Below are 26,927 nucleotides of genomic sequence, written 5' to 3'. Positions count from 1 at the left end.
ACCAAAGCAGGTACAAGAAAGCATGGACGATTCCTCCTACCTGTCGACGGCAGACCTCGCGGCGCTCGGCTTTTTCCTCCTGGCCTGGGTGCTGCACACGCTTGCTTCCGACGGCAGGTTGGTCAGCCGCATGTCACTGACGACGGCGATGAATGCGCAGCGCGAAGCCTGGATGCGCACCATGGCCGAGCGCGAGATCCGCATCGTCGACACCGCCATCATGAGCGGCCTGCAGCAGGGAACCGCCTTCTTCGCCTCCAGTTCGCTGATCGCGCTCGGCGGCTGCTTTGCCTTGCTCGGCGCCTCCGACCGGGTTCTTGAAGTGCTAAGCAACCTGCCGCTCGGCAGCGCGCCGTCACGCTCGGCCTTTCAGATCAAGGTGCTCGGGCTGGTACTGATCCTGGCTTTTTCCTTCTTCAAATTCGGCTGGGCCTACCGGCTGTTCAACTATTGCTCGATCCTGATAGGCGCCGTGCCGATCCCGCATGGCGAAGCCTCGCGCAACCCGGTCACCGAAACGGCTGTCTGGCGCGCAACGCAGATAAACATGCTGGCCGGCAAGCATTTCAACTCGGGCCTGCGCGGCGTGTTCTTCTCGATCGGCTATCTCGGCTGGTTCGTCGATCCCGTGGTGTTCGTGCTGTCGACGCTTCTGCTGCTGGCCGTGCTCGTGCGGCGCCAGTTCTTCTCGGCGGCGCGGCGCGCCGTCATTGGTCAGCCGCCCGGCGCCGGAAAGGGCTGATCGATACGGCCGGAAAGCCAATAGGCGAAAAGCCCGATCCATTCGCGGATCGCCATGGTCGTGTTCTGCAAGGAATCGGCGGCGTTGTCGCGAAACAGGCCGACGCCCTCCTTGCCACAGGTGCGATAGTCGACCGGCCAGGGGATGGTTGGAAAACCGGCCTTGTCGAACAATGCCTTGGCCCGGGGCATGTGGAAGGCGGAGGTCACCAGCAGCCAGGTCTCGCCCGGCTTCGGATCGACCAGTTTGCGGCTGAAGACCGCATTTTCATAAGTGTTGCGGGACTTGTCCTCGAGGACGAGGCGATCGGCCGAGACACCCAGCGGGCCGAGCAGGCGGGGCGCGGTGTCGGCGTCGCCCTCGCCATCAAGGAAAAGCGAACCGTTTCCGCCTGATATAACCACTTTGGCCTGCGGGAAGCGCCGGGCCAGGATCGCGGTCTCGACCATGCGATCGCCGCTGGTGCTCAATTCGTAGCCACCGCGCACGAGGTTGATGGCGCCCTCGAAGCCGCCGCCGAGCACGACGATGCCGTCCACCTTCTCCGGTAGCGGCGGCCGTGGAAAGCGTTCCTCCAGCGGATTGAGCATCATGGCGCCAAGCGAGGTCCAGGCCGACAGGGCGAGGATCAGGAAGGCGAGCACGCTGCTGGTGCCCGTAAGCCGCCGGTGGCCGAAAAGCGCTGCCAGCAAGCCTGCCAGCAGTAGCAAGATGGCAAGGTTGAGCGGCTGAATGAAGAACCAGAATATCTTGGAAAGATAGAAGAACATCGCTCACCCCATCACAGCGCCGCGCGTGCTTGGACGCGCAAAGGACGCTGTAAAACTTTGATTCTGCGCATGATCCTTTCCGAAATCGATTCCGGTATTCGGGGCCATGCGCTAGTCGAGCGATACCCTTACCACCACTTCTCCGGCTGGAATGTGCCGGCCGCCTGTTCGATGACAGCCGCCGTCTGGAACAGCGTTTCTTCCTCGAACGGCCTGCCGATCAGCTGCAGGCCGAGCGGCAGCCCCTTGGGGTCGAGACCGGCGGGCACGGCGATGCCCGGCAGGCCGGCCATGTTCACGGTGACCGTGAAAATGTCGTTGAGATACATCTTGACCGGATCGGATGCCATGTCCTCGTCGGCGATGCCGAAGGCGGCGGACGGTGTCGCAGGCGTCAGGATGACATCGACACCGGCGGCGAAGACGTTTTCGAAGTCGCGCTTGATCAGGTTGCGCACCTTCTGCGCCTGCAGATAGTAAGCGTCATAATAGCCTGCCGAGAGCACATAAGTGCCGATCATGATGCGGCGCTTGACCTCGCGGCCGAAGCCCGCGGCGCGGGTCTTCTCATACATTTCGACGATGTCCTTGCCCGGCACGCGCAGCCCATAGCGGACGCCGTCATAGCGCGCCAGGTTGGACGACGCCTCGGCGGGCGCCACGATATAGTAAGCCGGCAGCGCGTATTTGGTATGGGGCAGGGAGATATCCACGATCTCGGCGCCGGCCTCTTTAAGCCAGGCAATGCCCTTCTGCCACAGCGCCTCGATCTCTTCGGGCATGCCGTCGACGCGATACTCCTTGGGAATGCCGACCTTCATGCCCCTGATCGGCTTGCCGATCGCCGCCTCGTAGTCCGGCACCGGCCGGTCGACGGAAGTGGTGTCCTTTGGATCGACGGAGGCCATCGACTTGAGCAGGATCGCGGCGTCGCGCACGTCACGGGCGATCGGGCCGGCCTGGTCGAGCGAAGAAGCGAAGGCGACGATGCCCCAGCGCGAGCAGCGGCCATAGGTCGGCTTGATGCCGACCGTACCGGTGAAGGCGGCCGGCTGGCGGATCGAGCCGCCGGTATCCGTCGCCGTGGCGCCGGCACACAGGAAGGCAGAGACGGCGGTCGCCGAACCGCCGGAAGAACCGCCCGGCACCAGCTGCGTATTGTCCAGGCTGCGCTGGGTTTTCGTGCCACCGGCCGATACGAAACCGCCATCGCCCTGATGCGTCGTCGGCATCACCACCGTGTCGAGGCGCGAACGCCGCCACGGATTGATGACCGGGCCATAATAGGAGGTCTCGTTGGACGAGCCCATGGCGAACTCATCCATGTTGAGCTTGCCGAGCATCACCGCGCCGTCGGCCCAAAGATTTGCCGTGACGGTCGATTCGTAGCGCGGCTTGAAGCCGTCGAGCACGTGGCTGCAGGCCTGGGTGTGGACACCCTTGGTGCCGAACAGGTCCTTGATCCCCAACGGAATGCCTTCCAGCGCACCGCCCTCGCCCTTGACCAGCCTTGCGTCGGACGACTTGGCCATATCGCGCGCCTTGTCGCCGGTGACCGCGACATAGGCATTGAGCGCCGGATTGGCGCGATCGATCGCGGAGAGATAAGCCTCGGTGATCTCGGTCGCGGTGATTTCCTTGTCGCGCAGCTTGGCGCGGGCCTGCGAAATCGTCAGTCGGGTCAGGTCGCTCATCAAAGGCTCTTTTCGTAAAACACCGACCACTCGGAATCGGGATAATCCAGCACCGGGCCGCAGCGCGAAAACCCGGCACGCTCGTACACGGTCCATGCGGCGGGATGGCGGTCGCCCGTCTCCAGTACCAGCCGCTTCAGCCCTTCATCACGCGCCAGCGCCTCGAGCCGCTCGACGATCCTGGCGCCGATCTTCTGGCCGCGATGCGAAGGCCGCGTGTACATGCGCTTGACCTCGCCAATGGCATCGCCATGGCGTTTCAGCGCACCGCATCCGATGGCAACGCCGTTGTCGCGGGCGATGAAAACGGTCGTGTCCTGGCCTGCCATCTGCTCGACTGTCATGTGGTAGCAATGCTCCGGCGGCGTTAATTCGAGCAAGGTCTCGTTGAGTTCCCTGACCAGGCCGCGCACGTCGTCCTGCAACGGCGTCTCGATGGCGATCTCGATTGCCATCGGCGCGTTACTCCACGACCTTCGGCACGAGGAAGAAGTTTTCTTCGGCCGCCGGTGCGTTGGCGACGATGTCGGCCGCCTTGTTGCCGTCGGTGACGACATCCCTGCGCTTCTTCATCTCCATCGGGGTCACCGAGGTCATCGGTTCGACACCGGAAACATCGACCTCGTTCAGCTGCTCGACGAAGCCCAGTATGGCGTTCAATTCGCCGGTCATGCGTTCGGCATCTTCCTCGCTCACCGCGATGCGGGCGAGATGCGCGACGCGCTTCACTGTCTTGAGATCAACGGACATGTATTTGCCTATTTGCCTCGGGGAAAACCAGTCCGGGCTATAGCGGCGCGGCACGCGGTGCGCAACATGCATCATGCGAAGCGTGGGCCGGCGTACTCCGAAGCCGTTTAGCTCTGCCGGTACCCGGTATCGTGATGGACCGAGATGGTCAGCCGCGCATCAGGGAGCGGCTGCAAGGATAGCCGGCAGCGGAGGATGGCGATACATAAAAAGCCTCCGCTGACGATCTCCAGCTGCCATTACGCGCCGACTGTTTCTAGATCGTAATCGTCTCGCCGATCTTCGGCAAAGCGACCTTGACGCCGGATCCTTCCAGGCCGGTCTCGAATTTCTCGGCGGTCGGATCGATCATAGGAAAGGTGCCGAAGTGGCAAGGGACGACCGTCTCGAACTTGAAGAAGCGGCGGCAGGCAAGCGCCGCCACCGCGCCGCCCATGGTGAAACGGTCGCCGACCGGCACGATGCCGATCTTCGGCTCATGCAACTCGTTGATCAGCGCCATGTCGGAAAAGATGTCGGTATCGCCCATATGATACAGCGTGCTGTCTTCCGGGAAATGCAGAACCAGCCCGCCGGGGTTGCCGAGATAGACGTTCTTGCCGCCCTCTTCGCCAAACGAGGACGAGTGCAGCGCCTGGACGAAAGTGGTGGTGAAGCCGCCGCAATCGACCGTGCCGCCGATGTTGCCGGGATTGATCTTCTTGTCGCTGACGCCCTTCCCGACGAGATACATGCAGATCTCGAAATTGGCGACCAACTGGGCGCCGCTCTTGCCGAGAACTTCCAGCGCGCCGCTGATGTGGTCGCTGTGCCCGTGCGTCAAAAGGACATGCGTGATCCCCTCCGCCGGCCCTTCCCAGCCGCCCGTCCAGGACGGGTTGCCGACCAGATAGGGGTCGATGAGGATCTTGGCGTCGCCGGTTTCGATGCGAAAGGCCGAGTGGCCGTACCAGGTCAGTTTCATGGATGCATTCCTCGATTTTTGCCGGCCCACAGGATAGAACGCCAATAGCCCCGAGATCAAAGGGTATAGTGTGCCTTGCATCCGCAAGAGCGCGCGCGGCTGAAAAAGACGAGGGAAACCGTTGGCTATCATCACGATTGAGCAATTGCCGGCATGGCTCGCCGATGGCAGGACGCTGGCAGGGCTCGATCTCGGCGACAAGACGATCGGCGTCGCGGTTTCCGACCGGGGTTTCTCCTTCGCTCACCCACGTCCGGTCATTAACCGGAGGAAATTCTCGCTCGATGCCGCGGCCTTGCTGGCTTTGCTGAAGAAGGAGAACGTCGGCGCGGTGGCGATCGGACTGCCGATCAACATGGATGGGTCCGAAGGCCCGCGCGCACAGAAATCGCGCGCCTTCGTGCGCAACATGGCGCAATTGAGCGACCTGCCATTCGTGTTCTGGGATGAGCGACTGTCGACGGTCGCGGCCGAAAGGACGCTGATCGAAATGGATTTCTCGCGCGCCAAACGCGCCGGCAAGATCGATTCGGCCGCGGCGGCCTTTATTCTGCAGGGAGTTCTGGACCGGCTCCAGTCACTCGATGCAGCCGCTCGAACGGAGCCTGACCCGCCGTCCGCCCCTTGATCCAGCCCCAAATTTCGCGGCGGCGGCGGAACGCCCACAGCGCCATCAGCAGAAGCCCGTCGAAGATGCACGTCTTCGCCACCATTCCGGGGATGATCGACGGGTCGATGCCCAGCATCTGGCCGTAGAGCTGGAAGAAGAAGTCGTGCGTCTGCCGGGTGAACATGACGTAGCCGAAATTGATGTCGTTGGCCGACAGATAGAACCAGCCCCAGAAAATCGCCATCGGGCCCGCCCACATCGCGAAGATGTAGCGCATCAGCGGCCTCCCTTCGGCCCGGCCCGGCCCGATATCAGGGACAGCAGCGAATTATGGGCCGCCGCCTTCGCCATGCCATGCGCCGTGGCACGGAAATCGGCATCATCCGACGCCGCTGCCGAGCGCCGTTCGGCGAGCATGGCGACGTAGGACGCCAGGAGTGCGGCCAGTTGCACGGCCACCATCATGAAAAGACCGTTGATGCCTTGTGCTGCGCCGCCGATCAGGATCATCGACAACACGCCGGAAGCCGAGATGAAGGCTATGCGAACAACGCTGTCCGCGCCCGGGCTGGCCGTGTCGTTGATCAGCGTATCGACAAAGGCCCAGAAGAACAGCACCGACACGACCAGCAATGCGATCGCCAGCGGCGCGACCACGACGACGTTCTCCAGATCGACGAAACGAGCGCTCCCAATGGTCACGCCGAGCACGCCTAGAGCCGCCGCCACACCACGGTTTCCGTCGATGCAGATCAGTGCCAACAGGGCGAAAACGATCGCCCAGTGCACGGACAAGAAAGAGGTCAATACATGTCGCATCGTGATTCCTGCTTCGACAGGAATGACAGTGGGCTTTGCGCTTCGCCGCCGCAATGGAAACCATTTGTTAAGGTTAACGGCAGCGGCCTCGGATCAGAATGCCGATGGCACCATCGAAAGATGGATGGCACCGTCCTTGGACGGCGTCCGGTTCAGGTCAACGGCGGATAGAGCGTATCTATGATCATGCGGGCGTCGTGGCGCGAATCGAGCATGCCATAGGTGTTGCGCCATTGGCCGGCCAGGCGGGTCTCGACGAAGGCATCGGCAATCCGCCCTGCCCCCAGCCGGCGCAACTCCGCCGCCGCGGCCGACAGCGCCAGTTGTTCCGTCAGCAGTCGGGCCGAGCCCTCGTCGGTTGCGGCGACCTGCATCGCTGCCTTCAGCACACCGATCGTGCCACGCCCACCGGCGCCGAGGTCACGGTCGATGCCGGCCAGCACCTCCTCGAACAGGCCAGGCGCGCGGCCGAGCACGCGCAGCACGTCGAGCGCCATGACATTGCCCGAGCCTTCCCAGATTGCGTTCACCGGAGCCTCGCGATAGTAGCGGGCGAGCGGCGCTTCCTCGACATAGCCATTGCCGCCGAGGCACTCCATCGCCTCGTAGAGCAGCGGTGGCGCGATCTTGCACACCCAGTATTTGACGACCGGCGTCATGGCGCGGGCAAACGCCGCCTCGCCGCGATCGCTCGCCGCCTCATCGAAAGAACGCGCCAACCTGAACGATAGTGCCGTGGCGGCAGCGACATCCAACGCCATGTCAGCCAGCACGCGCTGCATCAACGGCTGTTCGATCAGATTGGCGCCGAACACCTGGCGATGGCGGACATGATGAACCGCCTCGGCCAGCCCCGCCCGCATGATCGCCGAAGACGCCACCGCGCAGTCGAGCCGCGTCAGCGTCACCATGTCCATGATCGTCTTCACGCCGGCGCCGGGTTCGCCGACCATCTCGCCGATGGCGTTGACGAACTCGACCTCGGAAGATGCGTTGGAGCGGTTGCCGAGCTTGTCCTTGAGGCGCTGGAAGCGGAAGCCGTTGCCCGACCCGTCGCCGAGGACGCGCGGCACGAGGAAGCATGACAGCCCCTCCGGCGCCTGCGCCAGCACCAGGAAGGCGTCCGACATCGGCGCCGACATGAACCATTTGTGCCCGGTCAGACGGTAGAAACCGCTGCCGACGCGCTCGGCCCTGGTCACATTGGCGCGCACATCCGTGCCGCCCTGCTTCTCGGTCATGCCCATGCCAAGCGTCAGCCCGGTCTTCTCGACCGGCGGCTTTTGGCTCTGGTCATATTTGCGCGTCGTCACGCGCGGCGCCCATTCGCGAAACAGTTTTGGACTGGCCATCAGCGCCGCCAGCGAGGCGCTGGTCATGGTGATGGGGCAGAGGTGCCCGGTCTCGAGCTCCGCGGTCAGATAGAAACGGGCGGCCCTCACCTGATGGCGGCGGCCGATCTCGGCGTCGCCATTTTCCCAGACCGAAGAATGCAATCCGTTCGCCACCGAGCGCCGCATCAACGCATGGTAGGCCGGATGGAATTCGACCACGTCGATGCGCCGTCCCTGGCGATCATGGGTCCTGAGTTTCGGCGTCTCGACATTGGCCAAGCGCGCCAGTTCCTGCGCTTCCTGCGTCAAGACGAAACGGCCGAGCCCATCGAGGTCTTTGCGTACCGGATCGGAAAAGCGCTCGGCAAGCTGGATCAGCAACGGATCGCCTCGCCAGGCGTTGCCGCCCGTCAACGGCGGCGGCTGGTTCGTTACGTCGTCGGTCACGCCCAATCCTTCTATCGGCAGAAAGGCCCCTATTGCCGGAAAGCCACGAATCCGAAGCCATCGGCTAGATATAGCCCAAGCGTTGGCGGGCGCGCGACGAAAATACCGGGGAGAATGGCGCCAATCCAAAGCGGGTGCTTGCGGGCACGAAATCCTCACCCTATAGCAGCCCCTTGAGATGACCGACGCTTCGTCCCTGCCACTCTATCCTCACCGCCATCTTCTGGGCATCAGCGATCTTTCGCCTGGAGACATCGCACTGTTGCTCGACAGGGCGGATCGGGCGGTCGCGATCTCGCGGCAGTCCGAAAAGAAGACCTCGACGCTGCGCGGCCGCACCCAGATCAATCTCTTTTACGAAGCCTCGACCCGCACGCAGTCCTCGTTCGAGCTGGCCGGCAAGCGGCTCGGCGCCGATGTCATGAACATGTCGGTGGCGAGTTCCTCGGTGAAGAAGGGCGAAACGCTCATCGACACCGCCATGACGCTGAACGCCATGCGGCCGGACATATTGATCATCCGCCACCAGTCGGCGGGTGCCGCCGCCCTTTTGGCGCAGAAGGTCGGCTGCTCGGTGGTCAATGCCGGCGACGGCGCGCATGAACACCCGACGCAGGCGTTGCTCGATGCTCTGACCATCCGCCGCGCCAAGGGCCCGCTGTCGAAGCTGATCGTGGCGATCTGCGGCGACATCCTGCACTCGCGCGTGGCGCGCTCCAACATCATGCTGCTCAACGCGCTCGGCGCGCAGGTGCGGGTCGTCGCGCCTTCGACGCTTTTGCCCTCCGGTATCGATAGAATGGGCGTAATCGTGTCGCGTTCGATGGCCGAAGGCCTCAGGGATGCCGACGTGGTGATGATGCTGCGCCTGCAGCGTGAGCGGATGGAAGGCGCCTTCGTACCGTCGACCCGCGAATATTTCCGCTATTTCGGCCTCGACGCCGAGAAACTGAAGGCCGCCAAGGATGACGCGCTGGTGATGCATCCCGGCCCGATGAACCGTGGCGTCGAGATCGCCTCGGAAATCGCCGACGGCCCGCAAAGCGTCATCCAGGAACAGGTGGAAATGGGTGTCGCCGTGCGCATGGCGGTGATGGAAGCGCTGCTCGACCCCCGTCGTAATCAAGGGGGCCGCAATCAAGAGGGTCGCGGCGCATGAGCACGACGGTCTTTGAGCGCGCCCGCATCGTCGACCCCTCGCGCGGCATGGACGAAGTCGGCTCCGTCATTGTCGATGGCAGGAAAATCGTTGCCGCCGGCAAGGCGGCGCTGAACCAGGGCGCGCCCGATGGGGCCGCGCTGATCGACTGTGCCGGCAAGGTAATCATCCCAGGCCTGGTCGATGGCCGCGTCTTCGTCGGCGAACCCGGCGGCGAGCATCGCGAAACCATTGCGTCGGCAAGTGTCGCGGCGGCCGCTGGTGGCATCACCTCCATCGTCATGATGCCCGATACCGACCCGGTGATCGATAATGTGGCACTGGTCGAGTTCGTGCTGCGCACCGGCAAGGACACGGCGGTCGTCAACATCTTCCCGGCGGCGGCGATCACCAGGGGACTCGACGGCCGCGAGATGACCGAGTTCGGCCTGCTGCGCGAAGCAGGCGCCGTCGCCTTCACCGATGGCCGCCACACCATCTCGAGCGCGCTGGTGATGCGCCGCGCGCTGACCTATGCGCGCGACTTCGGCGCCACGATCGTGCATGAGACGCAGGATGCAGATCTTGCCTCGGCCGGGGTGATGAATGAGGGCCTTTACGCGAGCTGGCTCGGCCTTTCCGGCATTCCCCGTGAAGCCGAATCCATTCCGCTCGAGCGCGATCTGGCGCTGGCTCGGCTGACGCGCGGCTCCTACCACGCGGCCAAGATCTCGACGGCTATGGCGGTTGGATCGGTGGTGCGAGCGAAGGCCGACGGCGCGACGGTTACATCGGGCGTGTCGATCCACAATCTGTCGCTCAATGAAAACGATGTCGGCGAATATCGTACCTTCTTCCGGCTGACGCCGCCGCTGCGCGCCGAGGAAGATCGCCTGGCGATGATCGAAGCGGTCAGGGATGGTACGGTCGATATCATCGTCTCCTCGCACGATCCGCAGGATGTCGACACCAAGCGCCTGCCCTTCGCCGACGCGGCAGCCGGCGCCATCGGGCTGGAGACGTTGCTTGGCGCCGCCTTGCGGCTCTACCACAATGGCGACGTGCCATTGCCGCGGCTGATCGAGACACTCTCCACCGCGCCGGCAAGGCTGTTCGGATTGCCCGGCGGCACGCTGAAGCCCGGCGCTATCGCGGACCTTGCGCTTGTCGACCTCGATGAACCCTGGATCGTCAGTGAGAGCGGGATCCGCTCGCGCTCGAAAAACACCTGCTTCGAAGGCGCGCGCCTGCAAGGCAAGGTCTTGCAAACGCTGGTCGCGGGCCGCACAGTGTTCTCGGCATAGACCGGGAACGGGCGTCGCGCCTGATCCGGTTGGCAGGGGGAAATGCGGGGGAAACAATGACTTACGGCCTGATCTTGGCATTGGTATTCGGTTACCTTCTGGGGTCGATTCCCTTCGGGCTGTTGCTGACGCGAGCCGCTGGTCTTGGTGACGTGCGCAATATCGGCTCCGGCAATATCGGCGCCACCAACGTGCTGCGCACCGGCAACAAGGGGCTGGCAGCCGCGACCTTGCTGCTCGATGCGCTGAAAGGCACGACCGCAGTGCTGATAGCAGGCCATTTCGCGCCCGAAACCGCGGTCTGGGCCGGCCTTGGCGCCTTTCTCGGCCATCTCTTCCCGGCCTGGCTAGGCTTCAAGGGCGGCAAGGGCGTCGCGACCTATCTCGGCGTGCTGGTCGGCCTGGCCTGGCAAGTGGCGCTGGTCTTCGCCGTCGCCTGGCTGGCGATGGCATACCTCTTCCGCTACTCCTCGCTGGCAGCACTGACGGCAGCTGTGATCGTGCCGATCGCTCTCTACGTACTGAGCACACCGCGGATCGCCGCTGTTTTCGTGGTGATGAGCATCATCGTCTTCATCAAGCATCGCGCCAACATTTCACGCCTGCTTGCCGGCACAGAGGGCAAGATCGGAGCCAAGGGGTGAGTGATCCAGCCGCCGGGCCGCGCCTCAGCGACCGGCAGCGGCTGAGCTGGCTGCGGCTGATCCGCACCCAGAATGTCGGCCCTGCTTCCTTCCGGGACCTGATCAACCGCTTCGGGTCGGCCGAAGTCGCGCTTCAAATGCTGCCGGAACTGATGATTTCCGGGGGCGCCAACCGGATGGTCCGCATCCCTTCCGTTGCCGAGGCAGAAGCCGAACTGGAAGCAGCCCGGCGCAATGGTGCACGCTTTGTCGGCATCGGTGAGGCCGATTACCCCCCGCTGTTGCGCAGCATGGACCATCCGCCACCGCTGCTGGCGGTCAAGGGCAATGCCGCCGTGTTCCGGTTGCCGGGCGTAGCCATCGTCGGCGCGCGCAACGCATCGCTGGCTGGCATCAAGATGGCGCGCATGCTGGCGGCCGATCTTGGGCGCGATGGATATGGGATCATCTCCGGCCTGGCACGCGGCATCGACACAGCGGCACATCAGGGCAGTCTGTCGACCGGCACGATCGGCGTGCTGGCCGGAGGCCTTGACCTGCCCTACCCGCCCGAAAATGCCGGCCTGTGCGAGGAAATCGCCGAACATGGGGCGGTCATCTCCGAGATGCCATTCGGCTGGCAGCCGCGTGCGCAGGATTTTCCGCGCCGCAATCGTCTCGTCGCGGGTGCCGCCCTTGGGCTGGTGGTGATCGAGGCGGCGCAGCGGTCGGGATCCCTGATCAGCGCCAGGCTTGCCGGCGAAATGGGCCGCCTGGTCTTTGCCGTGCCGGGCTCCCCGCTCGATCCGCGTGCTGCCGGCACCAACGGCCTGCTCAAGGACGGCGCCACGCTGGTCACCGAAGCATCGGATGTTTCCAGGGCAATCGCGCCGTTGACCGGCATGCAGGCACCTGACGTGTCGCCGTTTGAGGACCCGCCCGATTTCTCGGCCACACCGCCGCCCGGCGAGAGCGACCGCACAGAGGTAGTCGAGGCGCTCGGCCCGACGCCGGTGTCGATCGACGAAATCATCCGCCACACCGGCCTGCACCCGGCCCAGGTTTTCATGGTGCTTCTGGAACTCGATCTCGCCGGCCGGCTCGAACGTCATGCGGGCGGCCATGTTTCGCTGGTTTTTGGGAAAGACTGAAGCCGTCCTTCAGTGGCGTTTGGTCCCTTCGTCTGGAGTTTCCGCGTAGTCCTGTGTATTGGCGCCAAAGAGATCCTTTTCGACAATCTTGCGCCAGACCATATCTGCATTCGCCGGGCGAGACGGATCGAGCCCTGACTCGGTCTGCTGCGCGTTCTGGCGCGGGCGCCGGCGCAGCCAAGTAGGCATGATCTCCCGAATGAGGCTTGCGAGTTGGGTCATTGCCGGCTCCTTCGGTTCATGAGATGGTCAGGCGGTAAGTCTCTTCGCATTACTCCGGCTCACGGCGTCCAGCCAGGCGAGTGCCTCGTCGACATTGGCAAGCGTATGGTGCGCGGCTGTCGGTGCGCGCGGTCTGATACGTACCGAGACCCCATCCATTTCGTTGATGACATCGAATCCGTTCTCATCGGACGTATCGTCGCCAAGAAACACCGGGCATCGTTCCGTGAAAGCCGGTTCCGCCATGAAGCGCCTGATCGCCGCTCCTTTGGCAGCCTCAAGCGGCATCAGCTCGACCCCTGCATTGCCAGCCAGCACCCGATATCCCGGGGGCAACCTGTCCAACGCCCGTTCGACCAACTGTGTCGCACGCTGAAGCAAGTGCGGCGCCGCACGCGTATGAATGGCCAGGATCGGTCCCTTTCGTTCGATATAGACATCAGCGCTGGCCAGTTCCGCCTCGATTTCCCCGGCAAGTGCTGCAATGTCGGCCGGCTCGCCCGCCGCCTCGACCGGACCATCCCGCGCCAGCCTGTGCTCGAGACCATAAAGCCCGGCGGCGCGCAGTCGAAGGGGCTGGAAGAGATGGTCGACAGCGGCAATCGACCGTCCCGTGATGAACGCCAACGCTCCGTCCAATTGCATTTCAAGTCTTGCCAACAGCATGCGCAACGCGTCATCGACGACCACTGCGTCAGGATGCGTGGCATGTTCAAGAAGCGTGCCGTCGATGTCCAGGAACAAGGCCCATGGCCCTTGGGGAACGTCAGGCGCGGGCAGGTTCGGAAGTATCGACATCACAGAGCCGCCACCCGCTTGCGGTCGAGCAATGATATCACGTTACGTGGAGCCACCGGAGCGGCACCGACGGCGCGATCGATTTCAATACGTTTGCGCAAGCGCGCGGCGTCGAGCAGCATGCTGCCTGCCCATCGATAGACATTGTTGTCGCGAACGACCTCACGCATGCGCTGCATGCGCTGGCGCTGCTCCTCTTGCGACATGATCAAAGCCTGAAGCAAGACGTCACCCATCATCGCTGCGTCATAGGGATTGACGATCAGCGCCTCAAGCAACTCCTTGGAAGCTCCAGCGAACATACTGAGCAGCAGGACACCCTGTTCGTCGTCACGCGCCGCGACAAATTCCTTGGCGACTAGGTTCATGCCGTCATGCAGGCTTGTGACCATGCAAACATCAGCGGCGCGATAGAGCTCGTAGACCTGTTCTTGTGAGTGGTGTTCCGTCACCATCACGACGGGCGTGTAACCCTCGCGACCATAGCGTTGGTTGAGATCCTCTGCCTGACGCAGGCACTCTTCATGCAACTGCTGATAAGCAGGCAAGCTTCCGCGGCTGGGCGCGGCGATCTGCAGGAACGCCACCTTGCCGATCCATTCGGGATGGAGTTTCAACAGTTCATCGAGCGCGTTGAAGCGATCAAGGATACCCTTGGTGTAGTCGAGACGTTCAACGCCCACGCACAGTCTGATATTTTCAGCCAGTCCGAATCTCTCACGAACACGCTGGCGGCATTGCGCCACGTCAGGCAATTTGCCGAGTTGCACCGGTGGCCATTCGATCGAAATCGGATAGGCGTGAACCAGGCTGATCTGGCCACCATAGGAGATGGCCGAATCCTCCCGCTCGATCCTGCTCTCGAGAAAGCGGTCGACGCTGTCGATGAAGTTGTTGCAATGGAACTGGGTGTGAAAGCCGACAATTGAACTGCCGAGCAGGCCTTCGAGAATCTTCTCGCGCCATGGGCAGATGCTGAACACCTCCGAATTCGGCCATGGAATGTGCCAGAAGGTGATGATGATCGCCTCCGGCAGGCGCTCCCGGATCATCCGCGGCAACAACGCGAAATGGTAGTCCTGGACCAGCACTATGGGCCGTTCGTTGCGGGCTTCCGCGACAACGGTGTCGGCGAATTTGCGGTTGACCGCCTCGTAGGACTCCCAATCGGAGGCGCGGAATATTGGCCGGGTGAAGGCGATATGGCACAGCGGCCAGAGGCCCTCATTGGCAAAGCCGAGATAATAACCTTGCTGTTCTTCTTCGCTCAGCCAGACACGACGCAACGTGTAGGAAGGGTTTTCGGGCGGTACCTCGACCCTGTCATTTTTGTCGACCACGAGCGTGTCGGCCGACCCACCGCCATAGGCGATCCACGTGCCTGCACAGGCCCGGGTGATCGGCTCCAGGGCGGAGACGAGGCCGCTGGCGGGTACGACCAGTTGTATGTCCTCCCCCTTGCGGTTGTGGATATACGGCTCGCGATTTGACACGACGATCACCTGGGCATCGGGAAGCTCCGTCGCCAATATGTGACGCAGCGTTTCGGGCGACCACTGCACCAGCGCAGCGGCGGCGGACTGCCCATTCTTCGCGAATTCCGGCAATGGACCGCGAGCCGGCTCAACCGTCACGGCGGCGAGCTTCCTGCTCCTCTTCGCCCGCAACATCATGGTCGCCCGCGCGATGATCAGGATGCCGACAGCTACAAGGACAAGGAGCCACAAGGCGGACGAGGGAGCGACCAGGTACGAAGTGTTGTCGGGCATTTGAAGTCAATTACCTTTCAATGGGATGCCGTAGCTGGCCTCGCCGACTGGAGTTCCGGCACCCATCGCGCCGGGGTCCAACGTTCGCGGCGCGCGATGGTTCCGATGTTTTCAGCTTCTGACCACGAGAGGCACCAGCCCCTCATGGCGATCGGCCAGGAAGGCGCCGACGCGGTCCCCTACCCGCTGAAATGTCAGATCCACAGCAACACCCGCGACCGCGAGATGGCGGACCACCAGATTGTCGATGCCGATTGGCAAGCGCGGCCGTGTCACCTGGATTTCACCGGTCCAGCCGTCGATCTGCAGGCCGAGACACGCCTGCATGAGCATGAAGGCCGAGCCTGCCGACCAGGCCTGCGGCAAGCACGCGACCGGATAAGCGATCGGCGCCTCGCCAGGTGCGCGGGTGAAACCGCAGAACAGCTCAGGCAGCCGCATGTTGAAATGGACGGCGGATTCGAATGTACCGCTCATCAGCCGCACCACGCTGTCGCGGATGCCGTATCGCGCAAGGCCTGCCGCACAGATCGCGGTGTCGTGTGGCCAGATGGAGCCGTTGTGGTACGACATCGGATTGAAGAAGATCGCGTCATCCGCCAGCGTGCGCAGTCCCCAGCCGGTGTGGAATGAAGCCGACAGCAATTGGTCAGCGACGATCCGCGCGCGATCCGGGTCGGGAAGGCCGACATAAAGCAGGTGTCCGGCATTGGACGTGCGCACCTTGCAAGGCTGGCCGTCGCCGTCCAGGGCCAGCGCATAATAGCCAAGCTCCTCCACCCAGAAATGGCTTTCGACCCGCTGACGGATTTCCTGAGCACGCCTCTCCCAACCTTCGGCCTTCTCGTCCTCGCCGCGCAGCCGAGCCAGCTTCGCCAACCCCTGGAACGCCGCGAAGACGTAACCCTGGACCTCGACCAGCGCGATCGGCCCCTTCGGGATGCGACCATCGGCGTGGAAAACGGAATCGAAACTGTCCTTCCAACCCTGGTTGGCGAGGCCTGATTCCGCCGCACGGAGGTAGGTGACAAATCCTGTCGGCCGGCTCGCGGCTTCGATCCATTCGGCGGCGGCGCACAGCGACGGCCACAGGCCATCGATAAGGTCCGTGTCGCCAGTGCGGTCAGCATAGGCACAGGCAAGATGGACATAGAGCGGCGTGGTGTCGACGCCGCCATAGTAGCGGCCGAACGGCAGTTCGCTGAGCGCCGTCATCTCGCCCTTGCGCGTTTCGTGCATGATCTTGCCGGGCTGGGAGTCGCTGAAGGGCGAGGTTTCGGTTGCCTGGTGTTGCGCAAGAAAGGCGAGCACGCCGCGCGCCAGGCCGGGGTTGAGCCACAGCATTTGCAGCGCGGAGATCACCCCGTCCCTGCCAAAGGCCGTCGAGAACCATGGAATGCCAGCATAGGGATAGGGACCTGTCGCCAGCTCCGTTGTGAGCAGCGCCACGTCGGCACGCGCCCGTTCGATCCAGTCGTTGAACACCCTGCCGGAGCTGTGCAGCGTTGCGCCGTGGCGACGCTTGGCGCGCATGCCGAAACGCGCGCGGGCGGCCGCAGCGCGAAACCGCTCGCGTTCGGGCGTATCCCTGGCATCGGTGCCAACCTCGACATACAGCGTCTTGCGACTGCGCTTGGTGACGGCGATGAGGAAGTCCGCTCGTTCCGAGGTCAGTTCGTCGGGCACTTGCGAAAACGATATCGCCGATTTGCGCTCGACCTTGTCCAGCCCCTCGTAGCGAAGCATCACGGAGCTCCGGCCAACCTCGGCCGTATGTGAGGTGCCCCGCTTCGGCCGCGTCGATCCACGAACTTCGAACATGTCGCGGAAATCGGCGGCAAAGCGCAGCGAAAGCAGGATGGTGGAATGCTCCCGGCCGTAGTTCGACAGCGTCAGCCGCTCATAGAGGCGGTCCTGCCACAGCAGCCTGACGCGCTCGATGTGAATGGCGCCTTGCGCAATGGGCCGGCCACCAACGGTTTCGATCGGCAGATTGGTGAGATTGGCGGTGAACAGGACATTGTCCTGGCTGAGCGACGCACCAAGAAGGGATGTCGAACGGCCGCCGATCGCGAGGCGATATTCAGAAAGCACGCGCGTGTCATCGCGGAAGAACCCGTCGCCGACACCACGGATGTCGCCATAGGCATCGGCGACGGCAAAGCAATCGCCATGCTTGAGCGCGAAGAGCCTGTGCGGCTCCCTGGGCGCGGTTTCATCGAGTGAAGCCAGCGCTATCGCCGGATCAAGCTTGCGTTCGTCGAGTTGGATGATGGTCAAGAAGACTGTCCCCGTGTTGGGTTTCCGAACGGGTGAAGGGGCCTAGGAGGCTCTGCTTTGCTGATGGCCGTCGCTCAGCCGGGAATAGGCCGCGACATAATCCCTGGCCATTCTGTCGGCTGAAAACCGCCTCTCGAAAACCGCTCTTATTCGCCGCCTGTCGAGTTGGAGGAGAGCCGGCATCGTCGCCACAGCATCTTCAATGGTTTCGACGACGAAGCCGCTGACCCCATGATCGATGATCTCGGGCATGGCGCCGCAACTCCAGGCCATCACAGGGGTACCACAGGCCATGGCCTCGACCACGGCAAGGCCGAAAGGCTCGGGCCAATCGATGGGAAACAGCAAGGCTGCCGCATTGCCAAGAAACCTGTTCTTCTGGTCCTCGCCGATCTCGCCGACATATTCGACCCGGTCGCCATCGATCATCGGTTGGACGACTTCCTCGAAATAAGCGCGATCGCCATCGCCGATCTTGGCCGCGAGCTTGAGTTTCAGGCCGGTACGGCGGGCGATCTCGATCGCCCGATCCGGCCGCTTGTCACGCGACATCCGGCCGAGAAAGGCGAGATAGGAACCATCCGATCCTGCCTCGAAATCGGGTTCATAGAGCTCGATCGGCAGCCCGTGATGGATCGTGGCCAGCCAGTTCGCGGATGCGAATCGCGCTCGCTGGCTGCGGGATATGGAAATCATCGGGAACCGCGGGAACCGATCGTAGGCTTGTGGGAGGTCGGCGTAATCCAGCCTGCCATGGGGCGTCGTCACGGTGCGCTGCGGCATGTCGCGGAAAAACGGGAAATGCAGGAAATGGCTGAGATGAAAATGAATGACGTCAAAATCGTCGGCCCGTTTGCGCACCTCGTCGAGCATCGACAAATGCGCCGCTATCTCGGATTTCAGCGGACGGGGATCGAGACGAAGCGCCCGTTCACGGCATGGCACCAGATTGGCTGAGGTCTTCGTATCGCCGCTGGCGAACAGGGTCACGCTATGGCCGAGGTCGACGAGAGCCTCGGTAAGGTAGGAGATGATACGCTCGGTGCCGCCATAGAGCCTTGGCGGCACGGATTCGTAAAGCGGTGCGACATGGGCAATCTTCATGGCCCGGCGTTCCCTCAATGAGCTGGTCATAGAGCGAAATGCTTCAGGCGCGGGATCGTTCCTGTCTTACGAGAAGATGGAGCGAATGATGGCCAATTCCCCTGTTTGATGTTCGATCAAGCTGCCCTATTTCCTGTTTGTGCTGCCGATATCGCACGCATGGCAGCCAAGGAGGCCTAGGTGCAGGAACCGAAGGATGTTGCAGCCCGACGTCTGAGCATGATCATCGAACAATATGTCGAGGCCAGAAAGCGGCGTTTTGGTTTTGTGTCGACGGACCAGGCTGCCCGAGTGATCCGTAGAATCCTGAAACCCGCTCCTTCGGACCCGGCACTCTCCGACCGCAAGCTCGACGATATGGTCGCCGCTCTCGCCGTCAAGAACGGCCTGCCCGTCTTCTTCGACCGCGGCCTCAGAGGACCGGCCGGCACCGAGGCCGACCTGAACAGAAAGGAGCCGATCATGCGAGCACCAACGGAGACGCCGGATGTTGCCGGCGCGGTGGATGCCATCCTGAGCGGTCAGACGGCCCAGCTTTCTATGAAAGCGGTGATCTCGCTGCTGCGGGAACGGACCGGCACCAAACGGTCGGACGCGGATTTGGAAGGACTGATTGCAAAGAAAGCCGCCGTTCTTCACGTTCATTTGTCGCAGAGCGGCTGAGCGGTCGATCACCTTGTGCCGCGGTGGACTAGCTCGCCCAGCCCGTGCGGGATCTCCGCACGGAAATCGAAGGATGATTGCGAAGCTGATCGGCGCTGTCACCGGTAGTGAAGACGCGCCTTCGAACGAAACGGATCCTCTGCCTTGCCCTTGCACATGTCGCTCACTCTTGTTGTGAGACGGAGACTAAGGCCGTCGTCGGCGGGTCAACTGCGGCGGCTGGCCCGCGCCAGGGAGTACATCGCTGCCAGCAACAGCTCAAAGGCAGGCGTAAGCACGATAATCTCTTCGAAGCTCCATGCCAGGAGCGCGATCATACCGACAAATACTCCAGTCCAGAGGCTGGACGAGACGGCCGCTTTGGCAATCTCTCGCACAGCAATCCATACGTAGGCACCGTAGCCGGCAACCCCGATAAGACCAAAGTTCACGGCCAGCCACAGAATCGAATTGTGCGGGTTCCATGTGATACTGTAGCCCATCTCGATCAGATAGACAGATCGAGGCGCGCCGACGATCGGATGCAGCCTCAGTGCATCGACGCCGGAGCGCCAATATTCGAACCTAGCCATCAAGGACGCCAAGTGAGGCATATGTGGCACGGCGTCCCTTAGGACATATAGAACAACCAGGCCGACTGCGCAGAGGATCGCTGCCGACGTCGCAGCTTTCACCGGGTTCACTTTCGAGCGCAAGACATAGACGCCAGTGACAACCACTAGCATGGCTATCCCAAAGCGGGACAGGGTCAGAAACACAAGGATACCAAAGACCCCGGCGACGAGAGGAAGCCCGGAAAAAAGCGTTACCGCGAATAGAAACACTAAAAAAACGGCGATATAATTCGACAATCCAAGGAAGCTTCTGGCTCTGTTTTTCAGGTCGTAGAACCCTTGATCTCCGACCTTAGGCGAGAAAGCTTCCCTGCCAGCGGGCGCAGCTACTGATGGCGTTTGAGGGGAAGGATTTTCGGCATCGATTGATGCGGGATCTTGCGCCAACGGCTGCACGATGATGGGGCGGGACGTGGTCCTTTCCACGTCCGCTGCATATGCAGCCTCGACATTGGCCGCGTCCTGGCCCGGCAGAAGAAACGCGCCGTTTGGAACAAACACGATCATCGTAATCATAATTGCGGCGGTCACCGCGCCGCCGGCGATCATGGACCGAAGCGCCATCCGATCAGAAATAGAGGCGCGCCTCAGCGCCACGATCGTCAAGCCTGCAAAGGCAACCGGTAGCCAGACCGCCAGATCGGATTTCCATCTGAAGGCGGGGTTACCGAGATACATGCCGAACTGGATCAGGATGACGACGACTATCACCAAGAGCGGAACGCAGGCCGGAGGGAGCCGCAAGTTGAACTGGGCGCGGCTCATGAAGAATACCGGCAATATCAACGTGCTTATCGGTAGCGTAATCTTGCCGAGCCATACGCCACCCAGGAAAATGGCGCCAACAAAGAAAGCCGCCAGCCAAACGTGAAACGTCTTGACGTTACTGTTTGTAAGACTCAATGTCGCCCCTTGGTCAAAATTGGAATAATAACCTATACGACGGGTGCTCGATATAAGACTTAAGGATCTTGACGCCGGTCGTGTGATCAGCTGGATGCCGCAGCCCTGGCAGGTGATGTTGCAATCCCAGACGGTGAACTCGCGTGCCAGGCACTTGCGCGAGTTCGGTCCCCATATAGTTGCCCTGGGTATTCATAGTCGTGCTGGCGATGAGCATGTTTGGTGAGCGCGATGGGATTCGAACCCATGACCTACTGATTAAAAGTCAGTTGCTCTACCGGCTGAGCTACGCGCTCCCGCGGGCTCGAAAAGGCCGCCCCCGAAATTGCGCGGAACATAGGGAGAGTGCCGCGAGCGGTCAACCGGAAAAGACGGCTCGGCAGCCGCTTCTTCGCCCCTAAATCGCGGCACCTTTGCCTGCTGGTACCGGTCGGGCGGGCAGTCCGTCAGGAGTGGGCCACGATCTCCACCCGATAGCCGCCGCCCGCCTCCCGCGGAACAAATCGCGTGCGACGTTCGTTTTCCGTCGACAGGGACGTTCGCAAAACCCTCGAGGAGAATACCATGAGCAGAGTCAAATCGGGCCTTCTTGCTGCGGCCCTCTCAGCCACACTCATTGCTGCGGAGACCGTGCCGGTCAACGCCCAGCCGGCCTATGTGCCCATGCCCGAGATCGCAACGCCGGATGTGCAGACGGTGCAATATCAGGAATGGAGGCGAAACCGTCCGTTCAATCGCAGTTTCTCGCGCAATCGCAGCTTTGCTCGCAACGGCGACATGTATTGGAACGGCCATCGCGGCTATCGTGAGTATCATCGCGGCTATCGCCGCCATGGCGACTACTGGTTCCCGCTTGCGGCCTTCGCTACCGGCGCGTTGATCACTGGCGCTATTGTCAACAGCGAGAACCACCGCGTTTACGAAGGCAATGCCCACGTGCAGTGGTGTTATGACCATTACCGAAGTTACCGCGCTTCGGACAATACCTTCCAGCCGAACAATGGTCCTCGTCGGGAGTGCCGCTCCCCCTACTGATTGGAGCTATCAAGGACGAGTCTCTTTAACCCCGCGCCGACGGGCGCGGGGTTTCCCATGGTCTTGAGATCGTAAAAAAGACCGAATCAGTTGGCCCAGCCGATCCTTTTGATGATTAGATAAAGTCCGCCACCTTCGCCGCTTGGAGAGCGATAGGCGCCAAGGGCATTGCAAATCCGCACCATTGCTCCGGTCAGTTCCCAACCGAGCGGTTCAAGGTCGTTGATCCCATCCGTCACATAGGCCCGGGCCAATTCGTCTATGCCATTCTTCTCCCCGAAGGACCGAACCAGCTTTGCGTCGCCGAGGAGTTCACCAGGCAAATTTGCGTTTGCCCAGGCCCAGAGCCAGTTGTTCGCCTTGGCGCTCGTGGTGCCCGCGATCTGGATCTCGGCAATGACCTTGACCGTTCCTTCCTCCGAGAACAGGAGCTTCCCAGTTTTCAGGTCATAGTCGTAGCGCGGCCAGGTGCCGAGGCGGAAATCTTTGTGCAGGCGCTCGTTCTTGACCTCCAGCTGTTCGAAGGCCTCATCGCGCCAATCAGAATACCAATCTGGCTTCATTTCCCCCACATCCATCCGCACAGTCCCTTATTGCGAGCTCAGGGTCCTGCGCACGGCATCGCGCCAGCCTGCCAGTTTGGCGGATCGTGTGGCGACGTCCATGTCCGGTTTGAATCGCCGGTCGAGCGCCCAGGTCTTGGCGAATTCCTTCGCCTTGGGCCACACACCGGCCTTCGAGCCGGCGAGCCAGGCCGCACCGAGCGCGGTCGTCTCCAATATGGTCGGGCGGTCGACCGGCGCGTCGAGTATGTCGGCTAGGCGCTGCATCGTCCAGTCCGACGCCACCATGCCGCCATCCACGCGAAGTACCGTGGCTGCGGCGCCTTTCCAATCCTTGTGCATGGCATCCAGCAGGTCGCGGGTCTGGTAGCCGACAGATTCGAGTGCGGCGCGGGCAAATTCCGCCGGGCCCGAATTGCGCGTCAGCCCGAAGATGGCGCCGCGCGCGTCCGCGTCCCAATGCGGCGCGCCCAGTCCGACGAAGGCCGGCACCAGATAGACCTGCTGCGCCGGATCGGCCTCGGCAGCCAGTTTGCCGCTCTGCTCGGCCTTTCCGATCACCTTGATGCCGTCGCGCAGCCACTGCACGGCGGCGCCGGCAATGAAGATCGAGCCTTCCAGCGCATAGGTGGTCTTGCCGTTCAGCCGGTAGGCAATCGTGGTCAGCAGCCGGTTCTTCGAGCGCACCAGATCGGCGCCGGTATTGAGCAGCGCGAAGCAGCCTGTGCCATAGGTGGACTTCATCATGCCTGGCTCGAAGCAGGCCTGGCCGATGGTCGCGGCATGCTGGTCGCCGGCGACACCGAGGATTCGTATCTCCGCGCCAAACAGGCTCTTTTCCGTCACCCCATAATCGTCCGCGCAGTTCTTCACCTCAGGCAGCAAAGCGGCGGGGATACGCAGGATGGAAAGCAGTTCGTCGTCCCAAATATTCTCAGCGATGTTGTAGACCAGCGTGCGCGAGGCGTTGGTGGCATCGGTGGCGTGGACCTTGCCGCCGGTCAGCCGCCAGATCAGGAAACTATCGATGGTACCTGCCAGCAATTCGCCCCTCTCCGCGCGTTTCCTGGCGCCTTTCACCTTGTCCAGCATCCAGGCGATCTTTGTGCCGGAAAAATAGGGATCAAGCAGCAGCCCTGTCTTGCGGGTGAATTTCTTCTCCAGGTCCTGCTTCTTCAATTTTTGGCAGAGCGGCGCGGTGCGGCGGTCCTGCCAGACGATGGCATTGTGGATCGGCTTGCCGGTCGCCTTGTCCCAGATGACGACGGTCTCGCGTTGGTTGGTAATGCCGATGGCGGCCACATCCGAAGCCTCACAATCGGGGGCCCTCAGCGCGGCTTTCACGGTAGCCACGACACTTGCCCAGATTTCTTCCGGATCGTGCTCGACCCAACCGGACGCGGGATAGTGCTGGGTGAATTCCTGCTGCCCGCTGCCGACGACTTTCATGTCGCCGTCGAACAGAATTGCCCGGGTCGATGTCGTTCCCTGGTCGATTGCCAGCACAAAACCGCTCATTCCCGCGTCCTCCGCCTTGACACAAAGAAGGGAGACGGCAATGCGCCGCCTCCCCCAATTTCACACGGGCACGGCGCCCGCATGGATCGTCTTACTTCTGCCAGCTCTTGACCAATTCGTCATAGTTGATGGTGATCGGCTTTTCCTTCTCGTTATCGAGCTTTAGCTGCGGCGCGAGGTTGCCCTTCTTCACCGCGTCGGCGTTCCAGTAAGCAAGGTCATGCTCTTCGGCCATCTTCGGACCGATATCGCCCTGGACACCCGACTTCCCGATACGCTCCAGAACCTTCTCCTGATCGGCGCAGAGGCCATTCATTGCCTCCTGCGGCGACTTGGCTCCCGACGAGGCGTCACCGATGTTCTGCCACCAGAGCTGCGCCAGCTTCGGATAATCGGGAACGTTGGTACCAGTCGGCGTCCACTGTACGCGCGCCGGCGAACGGTAGAACTCGATCAGCCCGCCGAGCTTGGGAGCGCGTTCGGTGAAGCTCTTGTCGTGGATCGTGGAGTCGCGGATGAAGGTGAGGCCGACATGGCTCTTCTTCACATCCACGGTCTTGGAGATGACGAACTGAGCATAGAGCCAGGCGGCCTTGGCGCGGTCGGTCGGCGTCGACTTCATCAGCGTCCACGAGCCGACGTCTTGGTAGCCGAGCTTCATGCCGTCCTTCCAGTAGGAGCCGTGCGGCGACGGCGCCATGCGCCACTTCGGCGTGCCGTCGTCGTTCATGACAGGCAGGCCGGGCTTGACCATGTCGGCGGTGAAGGCGGTGTACCAGAAGATCTGCTGCGCCACGTTGCCTTGCGACGGAACCGGGCCCGATTCAGAGAAGGTCATGCCTTGCGCCTCCGGCGGCGCATAGGCCTTCAACCAGTCGAGGTATTTCTGGATCGCATAGACCGACGCCGGGCCGTTGGTATCGCCGCCCCGCGCCACGCATGAGCCGACCGGGCGAGAGTTCTCGTCCACCTTGATGCCCCATTCGTCAACCGGCAGGCCGTTCGGCAGGCCTTTGTCGCCATTGCCGGCCATCGACAGCCAGGCGTCCGTAAACCGCCAGCCGAGCGACGGATCCTTCTTGCCGTAGTCCATGTGGCCGTAGACCTTCTTGCCGCCGACGTCGCGACCGGTGAAGAATTCGGCGATGTCCTCGTAAGCCGACCAGTTGACAGGCACGCCGAGGTCATAGCCGTACTTCGCCTTGAAGTCGGCCTTGTTCTTCTCGTCGTTGAACCAGTCGTAGCGGAACCAGTAGAGGTTTGCGAACTGCTGGTCGGGAAGCTGGTAGAGCTTCTTGTCCGGCGCAGTGGTGAACTTGGTGCCGATGAAGTCGTTGACATCGAGCATCGGATCGGTGACGTCCTTGCCTTCGCCCGCCATCCAGTCAGTCAGGTTTCGCACCTGCTGGTAGCGCCAGTGGGTACCGATAAGGTCCGAATCGTTGACCCAGCCGTCATAGATGTTCTGGCCGGTCTGCATCTGGGTCTGGATCTTCTCAACGACGTCACCTTCCTGGATGACGTCGTGCGTGACCTTGATGCCGGTAATTGCGGTGAAAGCAGGCGCCAGCACCTGCGATTCGTACTGGTGTGTGGTCAAGGTTTCCGAGACGACCTTGATGTCCATGCCGGCAAACGGTTTGGCCGCATCGATGAACCACTGCATTTCCTTTTCCTGGTCGGCGCGCGAAAGCGTCGACAGATCGCCTATCTCCTTGTCGAGAAAGGTCTTTGCTTCATCCATTCCGGCATAGGCATTGCCCGCGCCGAGCAACAGGACAAGGGCAGTCGTTGACGTTAAAAATTGCCGTCGCATTGTGTCTCCTCCGAGTTTTTAAAAGGTTTCAAGTGCGATCTGGAGCGTCCGCCGACACGCGGCCGCTCCATCAGTATTCTCCCTCTATACGTAGCGGAACACGCCAACGGCGTAGAGCACGGAGAGAGCGAGAGCCCACCACAGGTTGGATCCAACGAGACCCAACCAAGCGAGATGGATAAAGGCGCTGCCAAGCAGCGAAACGAAGAGGCGATCGCCGCGCGTCGTCTCGAAGCGCAGCACGCCGACGCGCGGGTTGCCGCCCGGCGAAGCGTATTCCCAAACACCCATGCCAAACAGAAGCAGCGCGATGACGACAAAGAAGGCGGCCGTCGGCCAGGTCCATGCCATCCAGGTGAAATTGAGGTTCATGGATCAGACCCTCCCCAGGGCGAAGCCCTTGGCGATATAGTTGCGCACAAACCAGATCACGAGCGCCCCGGGGATCAGCGTCAGCACGCCGGCGGCCGCCAGCAGCCCCCAGTCCATGCCCGACGCGGACACGGTGCGTGTCATGGTCGCCGCGATCGGCTTGGCGGCAGTCGTGGTCAGCGTGCGGGCGATCAGCAGTTCGACCCACGAAAACATGAAGCAGAAGAAGCACGCGACTCCGATGCCGCTAGCTATCAGCGGCATGAATATCTTGATGAAGAAGCGCGGGAACGAATAGCCGTCGACATAGGCTGTCTCGTCGATTTCCTTCGGCACGCCCGACATGAAGCCTTCGAGGATCCACACAGCCAGCGGCACATTGAACAGGCAGTGGGCGAGAGCCACCGCAATATGGGTATCGATGAGTCCGAAGGCGGAATAGAGCTGGAAGAACGGCAGTGCGAACACCGCTGGGGGCGCCATGCGGTTGGTCAGCAGCCAGAAGAACAGATGCTTGTCGCCGAGGAAGCGGTAGCGCGAGAAGGCATAGGCCGCCGGCAGTGCCACGGTGACAGAGATCACCATGTTCATCACGACATAGGTGATCGAGTTGATGTAGCCGGAATACCAGGCCGACTGCGTGAAAATGGTGTAGTAATTATGCAGGGTCGGTTCGTGCGGATACAGCCTCAGCGAGTTGACGATCTCCGCATTGGTCTTGAAGCTCATATTAATGAGCCAGTAGATCGGCAGCAGCAGCACAAAGATGTACAGCGTCGGCACCATCCACCACCAGCGTGATTCCTCGCCGCGCCGGCGCATCCGCCTGTCCAGTTCGCTCTGCGACAGCGAACTGGCGAGCCCCTCGGAGGCGGCGGTCCCGTTCATCGCACTACGTTCGGTGCGTTCGTTGACGCCGGTCAT

The 26,927-nt window shown here is 62.1% G+C and carries 27 protein-coding genes and 1 tRNA gene; 8 read left to right on the top strand and 20 right to left on the bottom strand.

The features are described from left to right. Positions 1-22: 22 nt before the first annotated feature. The gene (locus tag FJ548_RS06665) at positions 23-742 is read left to right on the top strand and encodes a DUF599 domain-containing protein (protein ID WP_140777444.1); all 720 of its coding nucleotides are present in this window, start codon (positions 23-25) and stop codon (positions 740-742) included. Here the strand turns inward: FJ548_RS06665 and FJ548_RS06660 are convergent. From FJ548_RS06660 to FJ548_RS06640, 5 genes are all read right to left on the bottom strand, one after another. After that, entirely contained in the window at positions 715-1,512 is a 798-nt protein-coding gene (locus tag FJ548_RS06660; protein WP_140777442.1) for a YdcF family protein, read from the bottom strand. The two genes, FJ548_RS06665 and FJ548_RS06660, sit on opposite strands and share 28 nt — an antisense overlap. A 128-nt stretch (positions 1,513-1,640) precedes the next feature. Beyond that, positions 1,641-3,206: an amidase family protein gene (locus FJ548_RS06655; RefSeq protein WP_140777440.1), complete on the bottom strand. Its 1,566-nt coding sequence runs from the start codon at positions 3,204-3,206 to the stop codon at positions 1,641-1,643. Further along, a complete protein-coding gene (locus tag FJ548_RS06650) occupies positions 3,206-3,661 on the bottom strand; it encodes a GNAT family N-acetyltransferase (RefSeq protein ID WP_140777438.1) in 456 nt (151 codons plus the stop codon). Before FJ548_RS06650 ends, FJ548_RS06655 begins: the two co-directional genes overlap by 1 nt. Positions 3,662-3,668: 7 nt before the next feature. Further along, positions 3,669-3,956: an Asp-tRNA(Asn)/Glu-tRNA(Gln) amidotransferase subunit GatC gene (gatC, locus tag FJ548_RS06645; RefSeq protein WP_140607009.1), complete on the bottom strand. Its 288-nt coding sequence runs from the start codon at positions 3,954-3,956 to the stop codon at positions 3,669-3,671. 256 nt (positions 3,957-4,212) lie between these two features. Next, the gene (locus FJ548_RS06640; protein ID WP_140692902.1) at positions 4,213-4,920 is read right to left on the bottom strand and encodes a metal-dependent hydrolase; all 708 of its coding nucleotides are present in this window, start codon (positions 4,918-4,920) and stop codon (positions 4,213-4,215) included. Positions 4,921-5,041: 121 nt separating this feature from the next. Here FJ548_RS06640 and ruvX point away from each other — a divergent pair, with 121 nt between their 5' ends. Next, complete coding sequence (ruvX, locus tag FJ548_RS06635) at positions 5,042-5,548, top strand: Holliday junction resolvase RuvX (RefSeq protein WP_140692905.1); 507 nt, start codon at positions 5,042-5,044, stop codon at positions 5,546-5,548. On the opposite strand, the gene FJ548_RS06630 is transcribed toward ruvX, so the two are convergent. The 3 genes from FJ548_RS06630 to FJ548_RS06620 all read right to left on the bottom strand — a co-directional run bounded on the left by FJ548_RS06630 (position 5,466) and on the right by FJ548_RS06620 (position 8,130). Next, complete coding sequence (locus tag FJ548_RS06630) at positions 5,466-5,807, bottom strand: DUF6105 family protein (protein ID WP_140607012.1); 342 nt, start codon at positions 5,805-5,807, stop codon at positions 5,466-5,468. The genes ruvX and FJ548_RS06630 overlap by 83 nt on opposite strands. Then, entirely contained in the window at positions 5,807-6,349 is a 543-nt protein-coding gene (locus tag FJ548_RS06625) for a hypothetical protein (protein WP_140760114.1), read from the bottom strand. Before FJ548_RS06625 ends, FJ548_RS06630 begins: the two co-directional genes overlap by 1 nt. A 152-nt stretch (positions 6,350-6,501) precedes the next feature. Further along, positions 6,502-8,130 (bottom strand): DNA alkylation response protein, encoded by a 1,629-nt coding sequence (locus FJ548_RS06620; RefSeq protein ID WP_140777436.1) that lies wholly within the window; start codon positions 8,128-8,130, stop codon positions 6,502-6,504. A gap of 178 nt (positions 8,131-8,308) precedes the next feature. Here FJ548_RS06620 and FJ548_RS06615 point away from each other — a divergent pair, with 178 nt between their 5' ends. Genes FJ548_RS06615 through dprA form a run of 4 tightly spaced genes read left to right on the top strand, consistent with a single transcriptional unit; the run spans position 8,309 to position 12,346 of the window. Continuing rightward, on the top strand, positions 8,309-9,289 hold the full coding sequence (locus tag FJ548_RS06615; protein ID WP_140777434.1) for an aspartate carbamoyltransferase catalytic subunit: 981 nt from the start codon (positions 8,309-8,311) through the stop codon (positions 9,287-9,289). After that, on the top strand, positions 9,286-10,572 hold the full coding sequence (locus tag FJ548_RS06610; RefSeq protein WP_140777432.1) for a dihydroorotase: 1,287 nt from the start codon (positions 9,286-9,288) through the stop codon (positions 10,570-10,572). The genes FJ548_RS06615 and FJ548_RS06610 overlap by 4 nt, the downstream gene beginning before the upstream one ends. A 56-nt stretch (positions 10,573-10,628) precedes the next feature. Continuing rightward, the gene (gene plsY, locus FJ548_RS06605) at positions 10,629-11,216 is read left to right on the top strand and encodes a glycerol-3-phosphate 1-O-acyltransferase PlsY (RefSeq protein WP_140777430.1); all 588 of its coding nucleotides are present in this window, start codon (positions 10,629-10,631) and stop codon (positions 11,214-11,216) included. Beyond that, positions 11,213-12,346 carry a DNA-processing protein DprA gene (gene dprA / locus FJ548_RS06600; protein ID WP_140692920.1) on the top strand — a complete coding sequence of 378 codons (1,134 nt, stop codon included), beginning with the start codon at positions 11,213-11,215 and terminating at the stop codon, positions 12,344-12,346. The genes plsY and dprA overlap by 4 nt, the downstream gene beginning before the upstream one ends. A gap of 9 nt (positions 12,347-12,355) precedes the next feature. On the opposite strand, the gene FJ548_RS06595 is transcribed toward dprA, so the two are convergent. The 5 genes from FJ548_RS06595 to FJ548_RS06575 all read right to left on the bottom strand — a co-directional run bounded on the left by FJ548_RS06595 (position 12,356) and on the right by FJ548_RS06575 (position 18,519). Then, entirely contained in the window at positions 12,356-12,568 is a 213-nt protein-coding gene (locus FJ548_RS06595; protein ID WP_140692923.1) for a hypothetical protein, read from the bottom strand. A gap of 27 nt (positions 12,569-12,595) precedes the next feature. Continuing rightward, positions 12,596-13,366, bottom strand: coding sequence for a trehalose-phosphatase (gene otsB, locus FJ548_RS06590; protein ID WP_140777428.1), 771 nt, complete (start codon positions 13,364-13,366; stop codon positions 12,596-12,598). Next, positions 13,366-15,135 carry a trehalose-6-phosphate synthase gene (locus FJ548_RS06585; RefSeq protein WP_140777426.1) on the bottom strand — a complete coding sequence of 590 codons (1,770 nt, stop codon included), beginning with the start codon at positions 15,133-15,135 and terminating at the stop codon, positions 13,366-13,368. The genes otsB and FJ548_RS06585 overlap by 1 nt, the downstream gene beginning before the upstream one ends. A 111-nt stretch (positions 15,136-15,246) precedes the next feature. Continuing rightward, positions 15,247-17,415 carry an amylo-alpha-1,6-glucosidase gene (locus tag FJ548_RS06580; RefSeq protein ID WP_181168727.1) on the bottom strand — a complete coding sequence of 723 codons (2,169 nt, stop codon included), beginning with the start codon at positions 17,413-17,415 and terminating at the stop codon, positions 15,247-15,249. Positions 17,416-17,457: 42 nt separating this feature from the next. Further along, positions 17,458-18,519 (bottom strand): glycosyltransferase family 4 protein, encoded by a 1,062-nt coding sequence (locus FJ548_RS06575; protein ID WP_140607021.1) that lies wholly within the window; start codon positions 18,517-18,519, stop codon positions 17,458-17,460. Between the two features lie 180 nt (positions 18,520-18,699). Between FJ548_RS06575 and FJ548_RS29770 the strand changes: the two genes are divergently transcribed. Continuing rightward, the gene (locus FJ548_RS29770; RefSeq protein WP_181168726.1) at positions 18,700-19,182 is read left to right on the top strand and encodes a hypothetical protein; all 483 of its coding nucleotides are present in this window, start codon (positions 18,700-18,702) and stop codon (positions 19,180-19,182) included. A gap of 206 nt (positions 19,183-19,388) precedes the next feature. On the opposite strand, the gene FJ548_RS06560 is transcribed toward FJ548_RS29770, so the two are convergent. Together FJ548_RS06560 and FJ548_RS06555 are read right to left on the bottom strand one after the other, a co-directional pair. After that, positions 19,389-20,699 (bottom strand): O-antigen ligase family protein, encoded by a 1,311-nt coding sequence (locus FJ548_RS06560; RefSeq protein WP_140777424.1) that lies wholly within the window; start codon positions 20,697-20,699, stop codon positions 19,389-19,391. A gap of 220 nt (positions 20,700-20,919) precedes the next feature. After that, a tRNA-Lys gene (locus tag FJ548_RS06555) sits at positions 20,920-20,995 on the bottom strand. A 268-nt stretch (positions 20,996-21,263) separates the two neighbouring features. Between FJ548_RS06555 and FJ548_RS06550 the strand changes: the two genes are divergently transcribed. Beyond that, positions 21,264-21,734, top strand: a complete 471-nt coding sequence (locus FJ548_RS06550) for a BA14K family protein (protein ID WP_140607023.1) — start codon at positions 21,264-21,266, stop codon at positions 21,732-21,734. Between the two features lie 86 nt (positions 21,735-21,820). On the opposite strand, the gene FJ548_RS06545 is transcribed toward FJ548_RS06550, so the two are convergent. From FJ548_RS06545 to FJ548_RS06525, 5 genes are all read right to left on the bottom strand, one after another. Further along, on the bottom strand, positions 21,821-22,312 hold the full coding sequence (locus FJ548_RS06545; RefSeq protein WP_246678572.1) for a DUF6882 domain-containing protein: 492 nt from the start codon (positions 22,310-22,312) through the stop codon (positions 21,821-21,823). A 12-nt stretch (positions 22,313-22,324) separates the two neighbouring features. Further along, a complete protein-coding gene (gene glpK, locus FJ548_RS06540; RefSeq protein WP_140607024.1) occupies positions 22,325-23,815 on the bottom strand; it encodes a glycerol kinase GlpK in 1,491 nt (496 codons plus the stop codon). A 91-nt stretch (positions 23,816-23,906) separates the two neighbouring features. After that, entirely contained in the window at positions 23,907-25,631 is a 1,725-nt protein-coding gene (locus FJ548_RS06535; protein WP_140607025.1) for an ABC transporter substrate-binding protein, read from the bottom strand. A gap of 84 nt (positions 25,632-25,715) precedes the next feature. Beyond that, the gene (locus FJ548_RS06530; protein WP_140692938.1) at positions 25,716-26,003 is read right to left on the bottom strand and encodes a DUF2160 domain-containing protein; all 288 of its coding nucleotides are present in this window, start codon (positions 26,001-26,003) and stop codon (positions 25,716-25,718) included. A gap of 3 nt (positions 26,004-26,006) precedes the next feature. After that, the gene (locus FJ548_RS06525) at positions 26,007-26,927 is read right to left on the bottom strand and encodes a carbohydrate ABC transporter permease (protein ID WP_140777422.1); all 921 of its coding nucleotides are present in this window, start codon (positions 26,925-26,927) and stop codon (positions 26,007-26,009) included.

The organism is Mesorhizobium sp. B2-4-17, from assembly GCF_006441275.1.
GTDB lineage: Bacteria > Pseudomonadota > Alphaproteobacteria > Rhizobiales > Rhizobiaceae > Mesorhizobium.
Note: the sequence above shows the minus strand (reverse complement) of the source record. Positions and strands in the feature narration are given on the sequence as shown.